A 17,940-nucleotide genomic window follows, 5' to 3' on the forward strand; every position below is an offset into this window, starting at 1 on the left:
AGTAGCTTTTTGTGAAAGCTGCACTCAGTCTTCAGTAGCTTCGCTACTTCTTCTTCGCAACTGCTTTTTTTGGTGCTGCTTTTTTTGCAGGAGCTTTTTTAGCTGCAGCTCTCCCACCCGGTTTCTTCTTGGGTGCATTCGCAGGATCATTTGCAATTGCCAGACATTCCTCCAGGGTCAAAGTTGCTGCGTCTGTTCCCTTCGGAAGCTTGAAATTGTCTTTTCCGATTTTCAGGTATGCCCCGTATCGGCCGTTCAGCAATTGAACATCTTCTCTTCCGGGGAAATCCTTGATCAGCCGGTTTGCTTCAACTTCGCGTTTTTCCTGGATCAATTCGATTGCGCGTTCCAAAGTTACGGTCATCGGATCGTCTTCTTTCTTCAGGGAAACAAATAACTTTCCTATTTGAACATACGGTCCGAAACGACCTGAATTCGCCTTAACCTCCTGACCTTCAAACTCACCGACCAATCTTGGCAACTTGAACAATTCAAGTGCTTCTTCCAGGGTAATGGTATGTATCGACTGATTTCCAAGAAGTGATGCAAAACGCGGTTTATCACCATCTTCCTTTTCATCTCCGATTTGGATCATTGGTCCGAAACGACCAATTCTTGCAATTACTTTTTTATTTGAAACCGGGTCTATTCCCAATTCGCGCTCACCGGTAGCACGATCTGAATGTTCCAGTGTATTCTCAACATTATCGTGGAAAGGTTTGTAGAACGAACTTAACATATCTGTCCATTCCATTTTTCCGCGGGCGATCTCATCGAATTGTTCTTCCACTTCAGCTGTGAAGTGATAATCCATGATTCCTCCGAAATGGTCTACCAGGAAATCAGTTACAACCATTCCGATATCTGTAGGGAATAGTTTATTCTTTTCCTTTCCTGTTACTTCCTTTTTTGTTTGTCTATCGATAGCAGAACCTTTCAGTTCCAAGACCTGGTAAGCACGCTCTTCCCCTTCTCTTTCCTGTTTTTCTACATATCCGCGTTTCTGGATCGTAGAAATGGTTGGAGCATAAGTTGAAGGACGACCAATTCCCAGTTCTTCCAATTTCTTCACCAAGGAAGCTTCCACGTAACGGGCTGAAGGTCTTGTAAATCGCTGGGTAGCACGAATAAAATCGCGATCTAATGCCTCACCTACCTCAACAGCAGGAAGGAGTCCTTCGGTTTCATTCTCATTTTCTTCTTCGTCTAAATTGGTTTCCAAATAAACTTTCAAGAAACCATCAAACTTGATAACTTCTCCTTTTGCCTGGAAAATCTCAGGAAGTTTTGGGTTACCAATCGAAATGGTAGTTCTTTCCAATTCCGCATGACTCATTTGGGAAGCGATCGAACGCTTCCAGATCAGGTCGTATAATCTTACCTCATCCCTTTCGCTGCTGTTCAAAGAGTGCATTGCAAAGTTGGTCGGACGGATGGCTTCGTGAGCCTCCTGAGCATTTGAACTTTTATTGGTGTATTTCGACGGATGCGAATATTCTTTTCCATAAGCTGAAAAGATTTCATTTTTCGCTCCTTCCATTGCTGTTTCTGATAAATTGACAGAATCAGTACGCATATAAGTAATGTGTCCTGCTTCGTACAGTTTCTGTGCAACCTGCATTGTTCTTGAAACCGAGAATCCCAATTTCAGAGAAGCCTCCTGCTGTAAGGTTGAAGTTGTAAATGGAGATGCCGGAGTTTTTTTAGCCGGCTTCTGCTGAACATCCAGCACTTTAAAATCAACATTAGCACAGTTTTCCAAAAAGGAATTTACTTCCGTATCTGTACCAAAATGTTTGGAAACCTCTGCTTTAATTCGCTCTTTTCCTTTTAAAAACTCTCCCGTAACACGAAAATAGCTTTCCGCGTTGAATTGCTGAATTTCCTTTTCTCTTTCAACGATTAGGCGAACTGCAACGGATTGCACCCGGCCGGCTGAAAGGCTTGGTCTCACCTTCTTCCATAAAACAGGAGAAAGTTCGAACCCTACCAAACGATCCAAAACACGTCTTGCCTGCTGTGCATCTACTAATGGTTTATTGATTTGACGTGGATTTTCAATTGCTTTTAAAATCGCACCTTTTGTAATTTCATTGAATGTGATTCGCTTCGTATCCTTTTTAGCTAATCCTAAAGTCTCGTATAAATGCCATGAAATAGCTTCTCCCTCGCGGTCCTCATCGGTAGCGAGCCAAACCACATCTGATTCTTTCGCTAACTTCTTCAATTCTGCAACCAATGCTTTTTTATCCGAACTGACTTCATACTCCGGAGCGAAGTTGTTCTCTACATCAATTGCCAATCCTTTCGAAGCCAAATCGCGCACGTGTCCAAAACTTGATTTTACAGTAAAGTCTTTTCCCAGGTATCCTTCAATGGTTTTTGCCTTTGCAGGTGACTCAACTATTACTAAATTTTTACTCATGCTAACTAATTTTGCGGCTCGAAACGATTCGAATCGGTGCAAATATAAACGGTTTTAAAAACAAAAAACAAGATAATCCTGTTTGAAAAAATTGGAAGCTCTTATTAAACTATAGTTTATATTTTTCGAAATCCAAAAAAAAAGACCTTCCTTTTCGAAAAAATTAACAAGGATAGCATCCTGACATTTTGACATGTCTAGCAGAAAAACTATTTTTGCACACTTAAAATTCAAGCATGTTAGAGAATCACGGTTTAAATAAAGTTATTGACGAAAGCAGACAAGGAGAAGCAATCATTTTGGAAGGAGGAAACGGTTCCAAAAAACTTTATGTAGAAAGTTATGGTTGTCAGATGAATTTCAGTGATAGTGAAGTTGTTGCTTCCATCATGACGAAAGAAGGTTATACCACCACTCGAAACATCGATGAAGCGGATGTTGTACTGATCAATACCTGTTCCATTAGAGAAAATGCTGAAACACGTGTTCGCAACCGCTTGACAGAATTCAAAAAACGCAAAGCCGACCAACCGAATTTAGTGGTTGGAATCCTGGGCTGTATGGCCGAACGCTTAAAACAAGCCCTGCTGGAAGAAGAGCAGCTGGTTGATTTGGTGGCCGGTCCGGATGCATACCGCGATCTGCCTAATTTAATTGATGAAGTTGGAACGGGTCAGCGCGCTGTGAATGTTTTGCTTTCCCGTGAAGAAACATATGCAGATATTTCTCCCGTTAGAATGGACCAGGGCGGAGTAAGTGCCTTCGTTACAATTACACGCGGCTGTGATAATATGTGTTCTTTCTGTGTTGTTCCCTTTACAAGAGGACGGGAACGCTCCAGAGATCCACTTACAATTGTCCAGGAATGTAAAGATTTGTTTGATAATGGGTACCGTGAGGTCACTTTATTGGGACAAAACGTGGATAGTTACCGTTGGAATATGAGCAGCAAAGGAGTTATTAAGGACGAAACTATTCCGACTACGAACTTTGCTCAATTGATGGCTTTGGTTGCCGAGATCCATCCTGATCTGCGAATTCGTTTTTCAACTTCTCATCCGAAAGACATGACGGACGATGTATTGGAAACAATGGCGAAATACGAAAATATTTGTCCTTACATCCATTTACCGGTCCAATCCGGAAATTCAAATGTACTGGAACGTATGAACCGTGGTTATTCACGTGAGTGGTACCTGGATCGCATCGCAGCCATTAAACGCATTATTCCTGATTGTGCTATTTCAACAGATATCATTACCGGTTTTTGCGGCGAAACAGAAGAAGAGCACCAGGAAACTGTTTCATTGATGAAGGAAGTTGCTTACGACTTTGCATACATGTTCAAGTATTCCGAAAGACCGAAAACATTGGCTGAACGGAAATTTGAAGACGATGTTCCGGAGCATGTAAAAGGAAAACGACTGGAAGAAATTATTGCTTTGCAACTGGAAAATTCAGCTGCGTCTCATAAAAACCAAATAGGTAAGATCGCCAAAGTATTGGTAGAAGGGCCATCCAAGCGTTCTGCAGAACATTTTTGCGGAAGAGACGGCAGAAACTCAATGGTTGTATTCCCTAAAGGAAACGCAAAGAAAGGCGAATACGTATTGGTTAAAATTACTGGCTCCACTTCTGCAACATTGATGGGTGAATTGGTAAGTCACGCTAACTAGATTTAAACTTATGAGCAATACGTCACTTCAACAGATCAAACAACGGTTTGGGATTATTGGAAATGCTCCTCAGCTGAATCGGGCTTTGGAAGTTGCTATGCAAGTGGCACCAACTGATATTTCGGTCCTTGTTACCGGGGAAAGCGGGACAGGTAAAGAAATTATTCCGCAAGTCATACATCAGTTAAGCACCCGCAAGCACAATGAATACATTGCCGTTAACTGCGGTGCAATTCCGGAAGGAACGATTGACTCCGAGTTATTCGGTCACGAAAAAGGATCATTTACAGGAGCAACCGGAAGCCGGCAGGGTTATTTTGAAGTAGCCGACGGTGGAACTATTTTCCTCGATGAAGTTGCCGAGCTCCCGATGCAAACACAGGTTCGCCTGTTGCGTGTACTGGAAACCGGCGAGTTTATTCGCGTGGGTTCTTCCAAGGTCATCAAAACAAATGTACGCGTGGTTGCGGCTACCAATGAGAATATGCATCGCGCGATCCAATCGGGAAAATTTCGTGAAGATCTCTTATATAGGTTAAGCACGGTTCCGATTCCCTTGCCTCCTTTACGCCAAAGACAGGAAGATATTTATTTGCTTTTCAGAAAGTTTGCCAGTGACTTCGCTGAAAAATACCGCATGCCCGCAGTAAAATTAACCGGAGATGCTGTTGAACTATTGAATGCCTACCATTGGCCGGGAAATATCCGCCAGTTGAAAAACCTGGTAGAGCAAATATCGGTTATTGAGCAGGAACGAGATATTGACGGTCCACGCTTACAATCTTATCTGCCACAGCCAGAAGAACTTTTTCCTGCAGTTGTAGGAGCACAGGAAACCAAAATCGACGAACGGGAATTGATGTATAAGTTCTTGTTCGACATGAAAAACGATTTGAATGAATTGAAAAAATTGGTTGTTGAGTTACTGAACAACCAGGGAGATTTTAATTTATCCAACGATCAGGCAGCTGTCGTGAACCGTTTATATCACGACATTAACTTGGGAGAGCAACGCATTTTACCTTCAGCTCCGATTAAAACAGAAGCTGTAAAACCGGTAGTGTATGATCCTGACCCAGATACGGAAGATTATGAAATCCACGAAGAAGTTCAGGAATCCCTCTCATTAGAAGACCGGGAAAGGGAACTGATTCAAAAAGCATTGGACAAACATCGCGGAAGAAGAAAGTATGCTGCTGAAGAATTGGGAATTTCGGAACGAACTTTGTATCGCAAGATCAAAGAATACGATATTCAAGGATGAAGCAACTAACTCTCATACTCATTTTACTGGCTGGTTTAAGCAGCTGCTGGCCGAAAGCTTTCATGAGTCCCATTGATAATTCCATGCCGGAAAACTGGAGAAAATTCTATATTACTCCCCTGGAATTGAGTGCGGCAACTGCCCCGTCCAATTATCCTGCAAACCTGTCAGAAGCCATGCGCAGCGGGATCCAGAACAATACACGCTTGAAGTTAGCCTCTACATTAGACGATGCGGAAGTGAAGATCAGCGGGATTATTTCCGGCTATAACACCTCTCCTATTGCAATCCAACAGGGAGATCTTGCTGCGAAGAACCGTTTAACTGTTTCAGTTAATTTCACTATTATTACACCTAACAAAGGTTTGGAAAAAATGGAGTTTACAAGTTCCCGGTTTGCAGATTACGAATCAAGTGAGCAATTAGTTGATGTCGAAACCCGCCTGTTGGAATCCATTAACCAGCAAGTTGTCCAAGATGTAGTAAATAAATTATTATCTAATTGGTAATGCTGAATACTGAACAAATAGCTGAATTCATTCTGCACCCGGAACTCATGCGTTCCGAAGATGTGGATGTATTGCGTGAATTGTCTGAAAAACATCCATATTCTTCGGTTTATTCCCTCTTGTACTTGCAGGGAGTTTCCCGCTTTCAATCCGTTCATCTGGACGAGATCCTTCCAAAACAGGCTTATAAGTTATCAGACCGTGCGCGCTTGTTTCATTTATTGCACTCAGCGTTTGAAGGGGAAGCCATCATTGAAAACAGGAATGAGAGCGAGAATGAAGAGGAAACAGTTTCTCTGCACACTCAAGCTGAACAGAAGGAAGAAAAGCCGGTTGAGGATCAAATCGTTCCAGTGTTAGAAATCGTTCAGGAGGAAGAAGAACCTGTTATCGAAACAGTTGAGCCCCGTGTTCAGGAATCGGAAGTAACTGTTCCCGAAACGGAAGAAGAGAATCCGTCAGCTGACGGGCCGAAGGCCGAAGAAGTTATTACAGAAGCGGCAAACCTTCCGGAGGAAAAAGACATTTTCGATTTTGAAACAGTTGCAGCTACTCTTGCCCAGGATTACTTGGGTCAGAATGAGAAACAGAATCAGAATGAGACGCTTGACACTCAAACTCACGCTGATGAAAAGGATGAGTCCCTGCGGCTATCGGGAGAGGAAGCAGAAGAACCATACATCGAACCTCACGAACAACACCAGGAGAATCCACAAGCTGACAACCTGCAGATTGAAGATAAAGAACCTGCTCCAGCTCAGCCCGATTCGAAACGCTCTTTTACAAGCTGGCTGAAAGCCGGTAAGCAGGAAGGAATTCAGGTAAAAGCAGAAACAAGATCCGAAACAAAAAACATACAGCAGGAGATCATAGACAAGTTTATCGAAAAGAGTCCAAGCATGCCCAAACCGAAGACAGAATTCTATTCTCCTTCCAAAAAAGCAAAAGAAAGTTTGGATGATGAGCGGATCCCGGTTTCGGAAACTTTGGCTAAAATATATGCCGCACAGGGAAATTTTCCAAAAGCAATTCATGTTTATCATCAATTAAGTTTGGCATTTCCAGAAAAAAAGAGTTTATTTGCACTCCAAATTGAAGAATTAAAGAAAAAAATTACCTCATAAAATGATAGCATTAATTTCAATTTTACTAGTATTAGCAAGCGTTCTATTAATCGTGGTTGTATTTGTTCAGAACCCAAAAGGAGGAGGTTTGTCTTCTGATTTTGGTGCTGCACAACAACTTGGTGGTGTACAACGCACAAATGATTTCATCGAAAAAGCAACATGGACTCTTGCAGCAGTAATCTTAGTTGCAAGTATCGGATTGACAACGATAATGAAACCGGCGAAAGTGAAAGAACAACCGAAAAAAGAGCAACCGGGACAAAAAGGTCCGGGTGGACAGCAAGGTGGTGCACAACCGCAATAATCGGTCGATTATAAAAGTATTTTGAAATGTCAGTATGTCAGCATACTGACATTTTTTTTGTTTTATATCCTGTGAAAAAATGAAAAATTGACACAATCACTACATTGGCACAATCTTAGCCGATTCGAAACGTCAAATTTTATCTAAATAGAATAACTATATGTCAACAACATTTAAACCTTTAGCGGATAGAGTGCTAATTGAGCCTGCAGCCGCAGAGCAAGTAACAGCAAGTGGTATTATCATTCCTGATACAGCGAAAGAAAAACCATTAAAAGGGACAGTTGTCGCTGTTGGGGTTGGTAAAAAAGACGAACCAATGCAAGTAAAAGTAAATGACACTGTTATTTATGGTCAATATTCAGGTACTGAAATCAAAATTGACGGTAAGGACTACCTGATTATGAAAGAAGGTGACATTTACGGAATTATCGGTTAAGAAAACACTGATTTAGATACAAACAAACATTAAGCAAAAAGTAAAATGGCAAAGCAAATCTATTTTGATGTTGAAGCTCGTGAGAAGCTTAAAAAAGGAGTTGATGCATTAGCAAATGCAGTAAAGGTAACACTCGGACCAAAAGGAAGAAACGTTGTAATCGGAAAGAAATTCGGTGCTCCGCAGGTAACTAAAGATGGTGTTTCTGTAGCTAAAGAAATTGAACTGGCTGACCCGATCGAAAACATGGGTGCTCAGATGGTAAAAGAAGTAGCTTCAAAAACAGCAGATATTGCAGGAGACGGAACTACAACTGCAACAGTATTGGCTCAGGCGATTATCACTGCGGGCCTTAAAAACGTAGCCGCAGGTGCAAACCCAATGGATTTGAAACGCGGGATCGATAAAGCAGTTCTTTCCGTGGTTGCAGATTTGAAAAAGATGTCTAAAGAAGTTGGTTCTGACAATGACAAGATCAAGCAGATCGCAACGATCTCTGCCAACAACGATGAAACAATCGGTTCATTGATCGCTGAAGCGATGAAAGTGGTAGGCAATGACGGTGTAATTACTGTTGAAGAAGCAAAAGGAACTGAAACTGACGTAAAAACAGTGGAAGGAATGCAATTTGACCGTGGTTATTTATCTCCTTATTTTGTGACGAACACAGATAAGATGATTGCTGAAATGGAGCATCCTCTGATTCTGATCTACGACAAGAAGATCAGTAACATGAAAGAATTGCTTCCTATTTTGGAACCGGTTGTTCAAAACGCTAAATCATTGATCATTATCGCTGAAGATGTAGACGGAGAAGCACTGACAACTTTGGTAGTAAACCGTTTACGCGGATCATTGAAAATTGCAGCTGTTAAAGCTCCGGGATTCGGTGATCGCAGAAAAGCTATGTTGGAAGACATCGCAATTTTGACAGGCGGACAAGTAATCACGGAAGAGCGTGGTTTAACATTGGAAAATGCAACCATGGATATGTTGGGAACTGCTGAAAAAGTAGAGATCGACAAAGACAATACAACCATTATCAACGGTGCAGGTCAAAAAGAAGATATCCAAACCCGAATCGGTCAGATCAAAGCACAAATGGAGTCAACGACTTCAGACTATGATCGCGAGAAATTACAGGAACGTTTAGCTAAATTGGCAGGTGGTGTTGCTGTTCTTTACATTGGAGCTCCTACGGAAGTTGAAATGAAAGAAAAGAAAGACCGTGTTGATGATGCTTTAGCTGCAACCAGAGCTGCTGTAGAAGAAGGAATCGTTCCAGGTGGAGGTGTTGCATTGATCCGTGCAATGGATGCATTGGAAGCATTAACAGGAATCAACGACGATGAAACTACAGGTATCGCAATCGTGAAACGTGCTATTGAAGAGCCATTGCGTCAGATCATCGCGAATGCAGGTGGTGAAGGTGCAGTAGTTGTTCAGAAAGTACGTGAAGGAAAAGGCGATTTCGGATACAATGCCCGTACGGAGCAATATCAAAACCTGTACGAAGCAGGTGTAATTGATCCGACAAAAGTTACGCGTATTGCAATCGAAAACGCAGCATCAATCGCAGCAATGTTATTGACGACAGAATGTGTGATCGCTGATGAGCCGGAAGTTGAAGGTCCGCACTCACATGGAATGCCAGGTGGAATGCCAGGGATGATGTAATTCGAAAACAAAAACAAACAATTAGGGGCGCGATTAATCGCGCCCCTAATTATTTTATGAAATTTATTTGAGTTACAAGGGCAATTTAACAACCTCTAGCATATAATCCGGTTTTCCGTTTGTTGCTCTCCAATCATAATGCACAAGCATCAACTCATTTCCTACTTTGCGTGACATCACTCCTGAGTCGGAGTACAGATAATTCATTGCCGATTTTTTCAAAAGTGGTTCTCCCAATTTATCCAACTCTTCTTTTGTCAATTCGTATTCTAAAGCGTAGTTAACATGCTTGTCTCCTTCAAAATAATCAAATACCCAAGCCTCCACATTGGTATGCATATCTTTGAATAACAACTCTCCTGCGTCATTCAAAATCACCATGCGATTTCGGATTGTTTTATCCTGCTTTGTTTTTGCAAAATCCCCTTGAACGTAATGAACTTTCTTTCCATCTTTCATAGTATAATCCGAAACAAAAAGTGGCACCCCCGGGAACTTGATTGAGATCGCTTCAGGGAAATTGATTTTCTCTTCAACCCATTCTCCGTTTTTATAACTCATCGCAGATGCAAAAAGGGCGAAACTGTTTGCTTTGGGAATTTCTTCCGTCCAAAAAGTTGAAACCATATTATTTCCAAAGAATAAATAACAATATCTCGTCTTCTCAGTTGTTTTAACCGGAAGCTCCGTAATCATCGTCTCCTCATTTGAATCAAGGTCAAGTTCCCATAATTGATAGGTACCATTTACTTTGTTTTGTGGTTCATACTCACCTCCTATGGAATTTCCAATAAAAACACCGAAACTGACCTTATTTTTTTCAGCAGCGTTTATTTCAATCTTGATATCATTGAATTTCCCGGAAGATATCTTGTCAATAAAGTGATAAGATTCTTCTGCCTTCTTTGTCTTTAGGTTTGCCTTAACCACCCGGATAAAAGAACTGTAAGTCCCCTTTGGAGTTTTTAATTCTTTGTGTGAGTTTTGTGAACGGGCAACAAATCCATGAACCATCATCACATTTTCATCATCTAAAAAATAAAGTGATCCGGAACCTTTACCCGATACGCTATTAACAGATTCCAAAGCAGGAAAAGAAATGCTTGTAAATTCGTTAGGACTGCTGCTATTCAACTTGTAAAAAGTCAAATGCCCGTTCCCGTCATAATCGTATAAGATATCACCCTTCCTATTATACCCTGAAACAGGATCGTATAATCCATTTTTGTAAGATGCTTCAGGTGTTTTATTCTCTTCGGGCGAACCTAAGGGCTTTCCATTTGAATCAAATTTGTAAAAATGTTCAGGGGTAATTAATTGAAAGGAACCGTCTTCCTGGATGTAAATTCGATTGTTATCAATCTTATCACGTCTTTCCAGAAGGATATCCGATAGATCGATTACGGAATTTTGGGCAAATAAAGCACCAAATAATGCAATAAAGGTGCCGGTTAAAATTATTTTCATGTTGATTATTTTTTTGTAAATCTAGCGATAAAATAGAACCAAATAAACAACTATTGTCGTCTCACCTTTCAAAAGTTCGTAAATTTGAGTCAATTATAGCTTCCTGAAATACGGGAGCTTTCCGATCCTCCTTCCCCCGACGATACTGTCGGGGATAGACAGGAACGACAATATATAGGAGTGTAGTACATCTTAGGATTACTACACTCTACTTATAACTGGAAGTTTCCCGTTTTCAGAAATAATTGCCGGATCTTCAAATACCCGGTTTCTGTTCCTTTGTTCAAACTTTCCATGTGCAGATAGAAAATAGAATTTCCCACTTTCCTGAATTTCAGGATCCGGGTATGCGGAGCACTTTGCATAATTGATTCGGGCAAACCGGACAATGAGGCGTTTACCTGTGCCGGAAGCTCTTTCAGACAGGGTAAGCAGATCATTTCCGAGCCCGAGAGTATGTAATCCTTATTCAAATCCCATTTCAGAACACTGTTATCCCTGACAAGCAGGTTTGAATGCTTATCCATGATAAAAATGGACGGGTAATTCGGAAGCGACAGGCAAAACAGTTCTTCTCCGTTCATTCCTTTGTAATTGCGAATATTCGGTGTTTGTGATTTTGTTAATTTCAGTTCCTTTGACGGGAAATGCACTACTGTTTCTTCGATATCATAATCTGCATCCAGTTTGAAACAACGGGCATGAAGAGTGAAGTAATCTTCTCTTGGTTCCGTCCAGGTTAGGAGCCAACCGTTATTTTCAAAACTTAAACTCACCGAAGAAGCTTTAGGCGTTGATTCGATTACCGTAGAATAGACCTTCTTTTGAGAAAAATCAGCCAAGTTCACAGACCAGACGTCTATTCCGGACTTACAATAATCCACACCCTTATAATCACTCAATGTAAACGGAGGCGAATCCCTGTCCTTAAAAGAAGTTTTACTGACACTAAAAAGTAATTCCCGGTTTGCATTCATTCCAATACATTTGAAATCAAACAAATCCAGTACCTCTTTTTTCTTTCCGAAAGCTGAATTAAACACATCGAGGAGAAGGTATTCATACGAAAGACTATAATCTTTGAGATCCAGGATACTTAAGCGCAGGTAGGTATTGATTCCTTTTGGTTTGAACAAATCCGGGTGCGTATTTGCTGAAATAGCATAGTAGGTCTGATAGAGAATGATCTTGCCTTCTATGGAAGTAATGATCCCGGCATCCACATGGTTGGAATTATTCGAATATTGGTCCCAAACACTTTTTACTACATGCTCCTGTTTCTCCAGCGGAATTGCTTTGTATTCATTCTTCTTTCCGGAAAATAAATATTCGATGTGAATGATGTTATCAGCAAGTGTATAACGAATGTTGTTTTTCATATCGTAAGCAGTACACCCACTCGATTTTTGATTCTCAGGAACTTCTTCTTCCACGATCTCCTGGACCAGTTCGCGATTCATTATTCCCTGCTGATCAAATTTAAAGCGGTAATTCCCTTCTGTTAACTGGAAGGATCCGTCTTCAAAAATGTAAGCTCCGATCCCATAAGGATTTTTGTCTTCGAAATACGCTGAATTTTCGACCCAATTGTTGGTTTGTGCCAGAAATACAGCGGATAAATGAATGAAAACAAGTGATATCAGCAGGCGCATGCAAAGGATTTTATTTAATCAAATATAGTGTTTTCGGGAGCATCACTTGGAATAGTTAGTACCTTTGCAAAAAAAATCCCAATGGCTGATATTACAGTAACGATTATTGATAGAGAAGGGTTGGCACATGAATTAACTGCTCCTACAGACATGAACATGAATATCATGGAATTGTGTAAGGCTTACGAGCTTCCTGTAAAGGGAGAATGTGGCGGAATGGCTATGTGTGCTACCTGTCAGTGTTACCTGGAATCTGATACTCCTTTGGATGAACAAAGCGATGCAGAACTCGACATGCTCGATCAGGCTTTCTATGTGAAGCCGAACAGTCGTTTAGGATGTCAAATTCCTATTTCGGAGGAGATCGACGGGATTGTTTTGCGCCTGGCACCGGAAGCGGAATAATTCCTTCTTGTTAGTAATTTGACCTATCCTGCGCCTTTATCTCCTCTGACGGAGTCTGACACTCATTAGTCCCGATAGCTATCGGGACATCTGACCTCCAAAAGGGAAATTCGAAATTTACGCACTTTAAAAGTGAGAATTAGGGTGACTGAGCGTTGAAAACCTTGACCGAAGCGTCAATGGAAGTCGAAGGCACCCTTATAGTGTAAACGTAAGTCCGGTGCCTAAACTAATGATACCGAGCTGTCTTCTGAGGTTTACTTTCGACCAGATCTCTCTTCCTGAGAACCAATATTCGGATTCTTCCATTGCCCGGAATTTTTTCCTGCTGAATTGAAAGGCATATTGGTAGCGGAGACCAACATGAAACAGGATTCGCTTTGTAAGCGGGTAATTCATTCTAAAACCGTACATAAAAACCAATCCCCGGAATTCCTCTGCCTGTGAATCCAGCAATTTGTCTTTTACCTGTGCAGTTTGACCGGGAAGCTGCGGGTCCATCAGCTCCACTTCCAAATTCCTGTCGGGAAATTGAATGAGTGAATAACCCACCCCAATTTCACTTGCAAAACCACAAGGAACCCGGCTGTCATTTAATGAGATCAGAACTTTGGGCATGAAAATGCTTTCCCGGATGGGAAGATACGCCACTTTTGCCGATGCATATTCCGTGATCATCGTTCCAGTGGAATCTTTGTAATTCCGGGTAATTTCATCTCTTGACTGCAAATTCACCTGGTAAAAACGTTGCGAGAATTCTAATCCGAAGCCCACCGATTCCGTGATTGCAATATTTAAACTGGCTCTATATGCTACATCAAGCAGGTTGTAAGATCTGTTCAGCGTTCCCTTTTTGGAAACATAGCCTTTGCGTTCTCCAAAAATGTTCTGCAGGAGCGGAAACTGGCCTTGTCCGTCCAGTTCCAGAAAAATCCGGCGACCATAATAACCTACCTCCTGGGCATTTGAAAATGACGCACAGAATACCAGGCAGAAAAGAAGTCCTTTTTTAATAGTCATTTTTCGCCTGTTTTAATTGGTTAAACATGCCATTCAACCTCGAACCGATGCTGTGTTTGGACGCAGGCTCATTGACATAATATGATCTGTCCAAAACCACTTCTCCCGTTTTCAAATCAAGAACATAGAATTGCCAGTCCGAGTAATGCCCTGAAAGAATCGCTATTGGAAAGTATACCAAGCCAACTGGAAGCAATACAGTAAACAATGCTATATTACCCGCATAAAGTTCCGGAGCGTATTTATGTTCGTATTCAAAAAACAATAATTTCTCCGTTTTAAACTTTGCCTTTATATCATTTAGTCCCGGAACATCTAACACGAAATAATCGTTTTCATGATCCGTAATTGCACGTGTCAGACTGCGCTGCAGCATCGAGTAGTTATTCCAGTCTTCCGCGCTTAATGTTTCCAGATCTTTCAGGCTTAAACTTTCTACATGAATGTTTAAATCGGCAGCATTTTCATAAATCTCCCTGAAAACCAACTCCTTTGTCCGGAAGGTTTTGTACACGTCAATTTCAGTTGATCTTGTAGTCTCAAAAATTGCAGGCTGGAACAAGAGCATGGAATCCATATTCAAATGAACTTCCTCGTCGTACTTGAAATATTCGAGGTTCTCCTGTTCGGCATCCGTCATTAAATTAAATTCATCCTTATCCTTGTCAAGCTTGCTTTTCCCTACCGAGAACTGCCCGAATTTCTTTACAAAATTGCTGTCCCGGAGAATATCAGAAATTCCGTACATGTAAAATTTGGCCGAATCGATCCCGAAATCCTCTGTTACGCCTTTGGATTGATTTTCAATCACGGCATACTTATCCCATTCTGCTGAATGCAGTTTGGACCTGGAAGAAGTGTCCTGCTTTAATTCTTTCTGGTAAGCAAGGGTTTCATTGAAGTTTTTCGATGAAAATTTACTCATCTCAAAGTCATCGCTTTTGACCAATAAGTGAACGGCGGTTTCGTAACACTTCTTTGCGACCAAATTACTGGTATCCGCATGATACGTATCGTAAATGATCCGCAAACCCATTGCAAGTTTCCCGGCTTTCGGAAGCGTAGAAATGAAATGATTCAGGACGGAAATTTGTCCTTCGTAGAACTTTGTTTTTTTACGGTTTATGGAGTATGAGCTCGTGGCATAACTGAAGGTCTCTTTCTTAATGGAAGATTTCATAATATCCAGCCAGGCCTGTGACTTAGCATTCCTTAAAAAGGCCGATTCCGGGTGTTTTTTCTCCAGGATATAAATCGCATAAAGTGCTTCAATAGGTTCCTCCGCATAAACCTTGTTTAAGACATATTCAAACCTGGCAATATCGCGGATGTAGAAAAACTGAAGGCTGTCATTATACAAGATCTCCTTTTCCCAATCTTTAAATGTCGCTATTTGAGTGGAAACCTGTTCCTTTCTTTTTGCCAGGTTCGGGTGAGACATCAGGTAGTCATTGTATTTAAACTTTGCTGAAATTTCATTTCGTTTGAAATCAAAATACATATCCGGAACGTACATTTCATCCGTATTGAAATAGGTTTTATCCAGTTTTATTTCTTCGAAGGGCAAATACGAATATAAGAGGACATCGAAGGTTTTATTTATTTCACCCGACCTGTATCCTGCATCATGAACCATTTTAACAGCCAAACGATCTGCTTCCAGTTCATTTTCTCTTGAGTAATTGCTTAAAAAACGAGCCTTTTCGTTATAAGAATAGAACTTTTCTTTACTTGCGTATTCAAAAAGATCCAGCACGTGGTGTTCCTGGTAATGAATGATTTCATGCGATAATACGAAGGCCAATTGGGCTTCGGAAGTCAGCTGGGCAATCAATCCGGTTGTAACAAAAACAATTCCCTGCCGTGTTGAAAAAGCATTTGCTTCAGTAGAATTGTAAACATAAAAGCGCAATTTTCCTTCCAGATCACTTTCCCCGGCAATAAGCCTGTCTCCCAGGTTCTGCAGATAAGTGCTGAGGGTATCACCAAAGGTCACATTTCCGGAATGTAAAATTTCGTCAATGGAATAATTGATCTGTTCAACAAAGAACTCCCTTTTTCTCGGGCTCAATGATTTCAGGTCTGTCCTGTCGTCCTGTTTAATTTTGGTTAATGTAGGATTGGAGAAATCTTTTGGGACCGGGCCTTTACTGCGCAGGGATTGGTAGTGATTAAAATCTGTTTGGGCAGCTGACTGAAAGAAAACGATCAAAAAGCCCGCAAAAAGTATTTTTCCGCAACTCAGCATTTGATATTCTCCGGAAGTAAACAAACTGGAATCGGTTCCATTTTGTGCTTATTGGCCTTATTCAGTTTCCGGTAAATTGCCAGAACCTCTTTTTGGCGTTGATTCAATGTTTCTTCGTTTCCATTAAAATCCATCGCCCATTCCAGTTCCGGGTAAGTAGCTCCTATCTGATCTTCATCGGAACGTCCGTCTTCCCATAAACCATCCGTAGGTTTTGCAGTTAAAATAGAATCGACAATATTTAGTGCGCCGGCTAATTCAAACACCTCTGTTTTGGTCAGATCAGCTATCGGGCTCAGATCCACTCCTCCATCACCGTACTTGGTGAAAAAGCCCACTCCGAAATCTTCAATTTTATTCCCGGTTCCGGTAACCAAAAGTCCGTGAGTCTGACCTAAGGCATACAAAGTTGTCATTCTTAATCTTGCCCTGGAGTTTGCCATTGCAAGGTGGTTTTCAACTGTACGGGAAGGAAATGTTTTCTCAAGATGGTGAAAGGTATCCGTTAAATCAATTGTTTGCGCTTCAACATTGGAAAAATTAGTCAGCAACCAGTCAATGTGTTCAGTAGCCCTGCTCAATTCGGCCTTTGGCTGACGGATCGGCATATTCAGGACCAGTACTTTCATTCCTGTTCTTGCGCACAAAGCCGAAGTAACTGCACTGTCTACTCCTCCGGATATGCCGACAACAAACCCGTTTACTCCTGCATCTAATGCGTATTGTTTCAACCAATTTGATATATAATCGATTACTTGTAGTTCCTTTTCCATAAATCTCGATAGTAAAAATAAAAAAAAATCCCGTCCCGGCTAAGCCGAAACGGGATTTCTAAGAACTAATCTTGTATTTATTTAGAACAAAATTCCAATTTTCAAACAAAACTGAGTTTGCGTGGTTTTCAAGCCAAAATAATCGCTTGAACCAGGATTCCTGTTGAATAATGTTTTGTTTTTTCCGCTACCTTCAATATTGATCGGTGTTAACCCGTAATAAAATCCAAGTTCGGCAAACAACATCGTGCTTCCTGTGAATGTCCATTGAGCACCACCTGCTACACCTAAAGAGCAACGAATAGCACTTACGTCGTTTCCGTAAGGTGTTTTCATTCCTTCCATTTCAGAACTTGTTGACGGATAAAGCGGTGATCCTGCTTCGATCATATCAATATCATCTCCTGTAGCACCGTTACCGAAAATATTTCCCTGGTCTATTTTAGTGGATTTAACCAGGAAACTCGTTCTTGCTCCGAATTTTCCATAGTAACGGAAATCACCCAATGCATTTGTTCTAAAGATCAGCATCGTTGGAATCGTTACATAGATATTCTTATACTTTCTTCCGGTAAGTTCAAAAACCTGGTACTTACTCATGTTGCTTTCATCACCGTTCAGATCTTCCTCCTGGATGATCTTACTGTCACTATACAAATAATAGTTCGATCCATTCAGTGTGGTCATGCCAATGCGATACGATTCGAAATCAAATTCCAATCCAGTTGCAAAACCGATATTGTCATTGAAGTTGAAGTTGATATTTAAACCAAAGGCGTTTTGCACACCAACACCGTCTTTTTCAATTCGTTTGGTTCCCGGTTTCGTGAAATTCAGGCCTAATTGATAGGCAATTCCCATATTCACTTTCTTATCCGTAGCCTCCTGAGCGAAAATTGAAGCTGAGATACTTACAGCTAAACATGTTACTATTAATCTTTTCATAAGTTATAT

General features: G+C 41.0%; 15 protein-coding genes. 8 read left to right on the forward strand and 7 right to left on the reverse strand.

Going from position 1 to position 17,940, the window contains the following annotated elements:
- Positions 1–43 precede the first annotated feature (43 nt).
- A complete protein-coding gene (gene topA, locus K0S23_RS14050; RefSeq protein ID WP_300358587.1) occupies positions 44–2,425 on the reverse strand; it encodes a type I DNA topoisomerase in 2,382 nt (793 codons plus the stop codon).
- A 236-nt stretch (positions 2,426–2,661) separates the two neighbouring features.
- Between topA and miaB the strand changes: the two genes are divergently transcribed.
- The 7 genes from miaB to groL all read left to right on the forward strand — a co-directional run bounded on the left by miaB (position 2,662) and on the right by groL (position 9,421).
- Positions 2,662–4,101 (forward strand): tRNA (N6-isopentenyl adenosine(37)-C2)-methylthiotransferase MiaB, encoded by a 1,440-nt coding sequence (gene miaB / locus K0S23_RS14055; protein ID WP_300358589.1) that lies wholly within the window; start codon positions 2,662–2,664, stop codon positions 4,099–4,101.
- Between the two features lie 10 nt (positions 4,102–4,111).
- On the forward strand, positions 4,112–5,365 hold the full coding sequence (locus tag K0S23_RS14060) for a sigma-54 dependent transcriptional regulator (RefSeq protein WP_300358592.1): 1,254 nt from the start codon (positions 4,112–4,114) through the stop codon (positions 5,363–5,365).
- Complete coding sequence (lptE, locus tag K0S23_RS14065; RefSeq protein ID WP_300358595.1) at positions 5,362–5,874, forward strand: LPS assembly lipoprotein LptE; 513 nt, start codon at positions 5,362–5,364, stop codon at positions 5,872–5,874. Before K0S23_RS14060 ends, lptE begins: the two co-directional genes overlap by 4 nt.
- Entirely contained in the window at positions 5,874–6,998 is a 1,125-nt protein-coding gene (locus K0S23_RS14070; RefSeq protein ID WP_300358597.1) for a hypothetical protein, read from the forward strand. Before lptE ends, K0S23_RS14070 begins: the two co-directional genes overlap by 1 nt.
- A gap of 1 nt (position 6,999) precedes the next feature.
- Positions 7,000–7,305, forward strand: coding sequence for a preprotein translocase subunit SecG (gene secG, locus K0S23_RS14075; RefSeq protein WP_300358600.1), 306 nt, complete (start codon positions 7,000–7,002; stop codon positions 7,303–7,305).
- Between the two features lie 160 nt (positions 7,306–7,465).
- Complete coding sequence (locus K0S23_RS14080; RefSeq protein ID WP_300358603.1) at positions 7,466–7,744, forward strand: co-chaperone GroES; 279 nt, start codon at positions 7,466–7,468, stop codon at positions 7,742–7,744.
- 45 nt (positions 7,745–7,789) lie between these two features.
- Positions 7,790–9,421 carry a chaperonin GroEL gene (groL, locus tag K0S23_RS14085; protein ID WP_300358605.1) on the forward strand — a complete coding sequence of 544 codons (1,632 nt, stop codon included), beginning with the start codon at positions 7,790–7,792 and terminating at the stop codon, positions 9,419–9,421.
- A gap of 72 nt (positions 9,422–9,493) precedes the next feature.
- Here groL and K0S23_RS14090 read toward each other — a convergent pair whose 3' ends face one another.
- Both K0S23_RS14090 and K0S23_RS14095 read right to left on the reverse strand, forming a co-directional pair.
- Positions 9,494–10,888 carry a hypothetical protein gene (locus tag K0S23_RS14090; protein WP_300358608.1) on the reverse strand — a complete coding sequence of 465 codons (1,395 nt, stop codon included), beginning with the start codon at positions 10,886–10,888 and terminating at the stop codon, positions 9,494–9,496.
- A gap of 212 nt (positions 10,889–11,100) precedes the next feature.
- Positions 11,101–12,540, reverse strand: coding sequence for a hypothetical protein (locus tag K0S23_RS14095; RefSeq protein ID WP_300358611.1), 1,440 nt, complete (start codon positions 12,538–12,540; stop codon positions 11,101–11,103).
- Between the two features lie 81 nt (positions 12,541–12,621).
- On the opposite strand from K0S23_RS14095, the gene K0S23_RS14100 reads away from it, so the two are divergent.
- The gene (locus tag K0S23_RS14100) at positions 12,622–12,945 is read left to right on the forward strand and encodes a 2Fe-2S iron-sulfur cluster-binding protein (protein ID WP_300358613.1); all 324 of its coding nucleotides are present in this window, start codon (positions 12,622–12,624) and stop codon (positions 12,943–12,945) included.
- A gap of 198 nt (positions 12,946–13,143) precedes the next feature.
- On the opposite strand, the gene K0S23_RS14105 is transcribed toward K0S23_RS14100, so the two are convergent.
- The 4 genes from K0S23_RS14105 to K0S23_RS14120 all read right to left on the reverse strand — a co-directional run bounded on the left by K0S23_RS14105 (position 13,144) and on the right by K0S23_RS14120 (position 17,931).
- Positions 13,144–13,965: a hypothetical protein gene (locus tag K0S23_RS14105; protein WP_300358615.1), complete on the reverse strand. Its 822-nt coding sequence runs from the start codon at positions 13,963–13,965 to the stop codon at positions 13,144–13,146.
- The gene (locus tag K0S23_RS14110) at positions 13,955–16,237 is read right to left on the reverse strand and encodes a M48 family metallopeptidase (protein ID WP_300358618.1); all 2,283 of its coding nucleotides are present in this window, start codon (positions 16,235–16,237) and stop codon (positions 13,955–13,957) included. Before K0S23_RS14110 ends, K0S23_RS14105 begins: the two co-directional genes overlap by 11 nt.
- Entirely contained in the window at positions 16,207–16,986 is a 780-nt protein-coding gene (gene nadE, locus K0S23_RS14115) for an NAD(+) synthase (RefSeq protein WP_300358620.1), read from the reverse strand. Before nadE ends, K0S23_RS14110 begins: the two co-directional genes overlap by 31 nt.
- Before the next feature lie 81 nt (positions 16,987–17,067).
- Positions 17,068–17,931 carry an outer membrane beta-barrel protein gene (locus K0S23_RS14120; protein WP_300358622.1) on the reverse strand — a complete coding sequence of 288 codons (864 nt, stop codon included), beginning with the start codon at positions 17,929–17,931 and terminating at the stop codon, positions 17,068–17,070.
- Positions 17,932–17,940 lie beyond the last annotated feature (9 nt).

Origin of the sequence: Fluviicola sp. (genome assembly GCF_029266855.1) — a bacterium.
Lineage (GTDB): Bacteria > Bacteroidota > Bacteroidia > Flavobacteriales_D > Crocinitomicaceae > Fluviicola.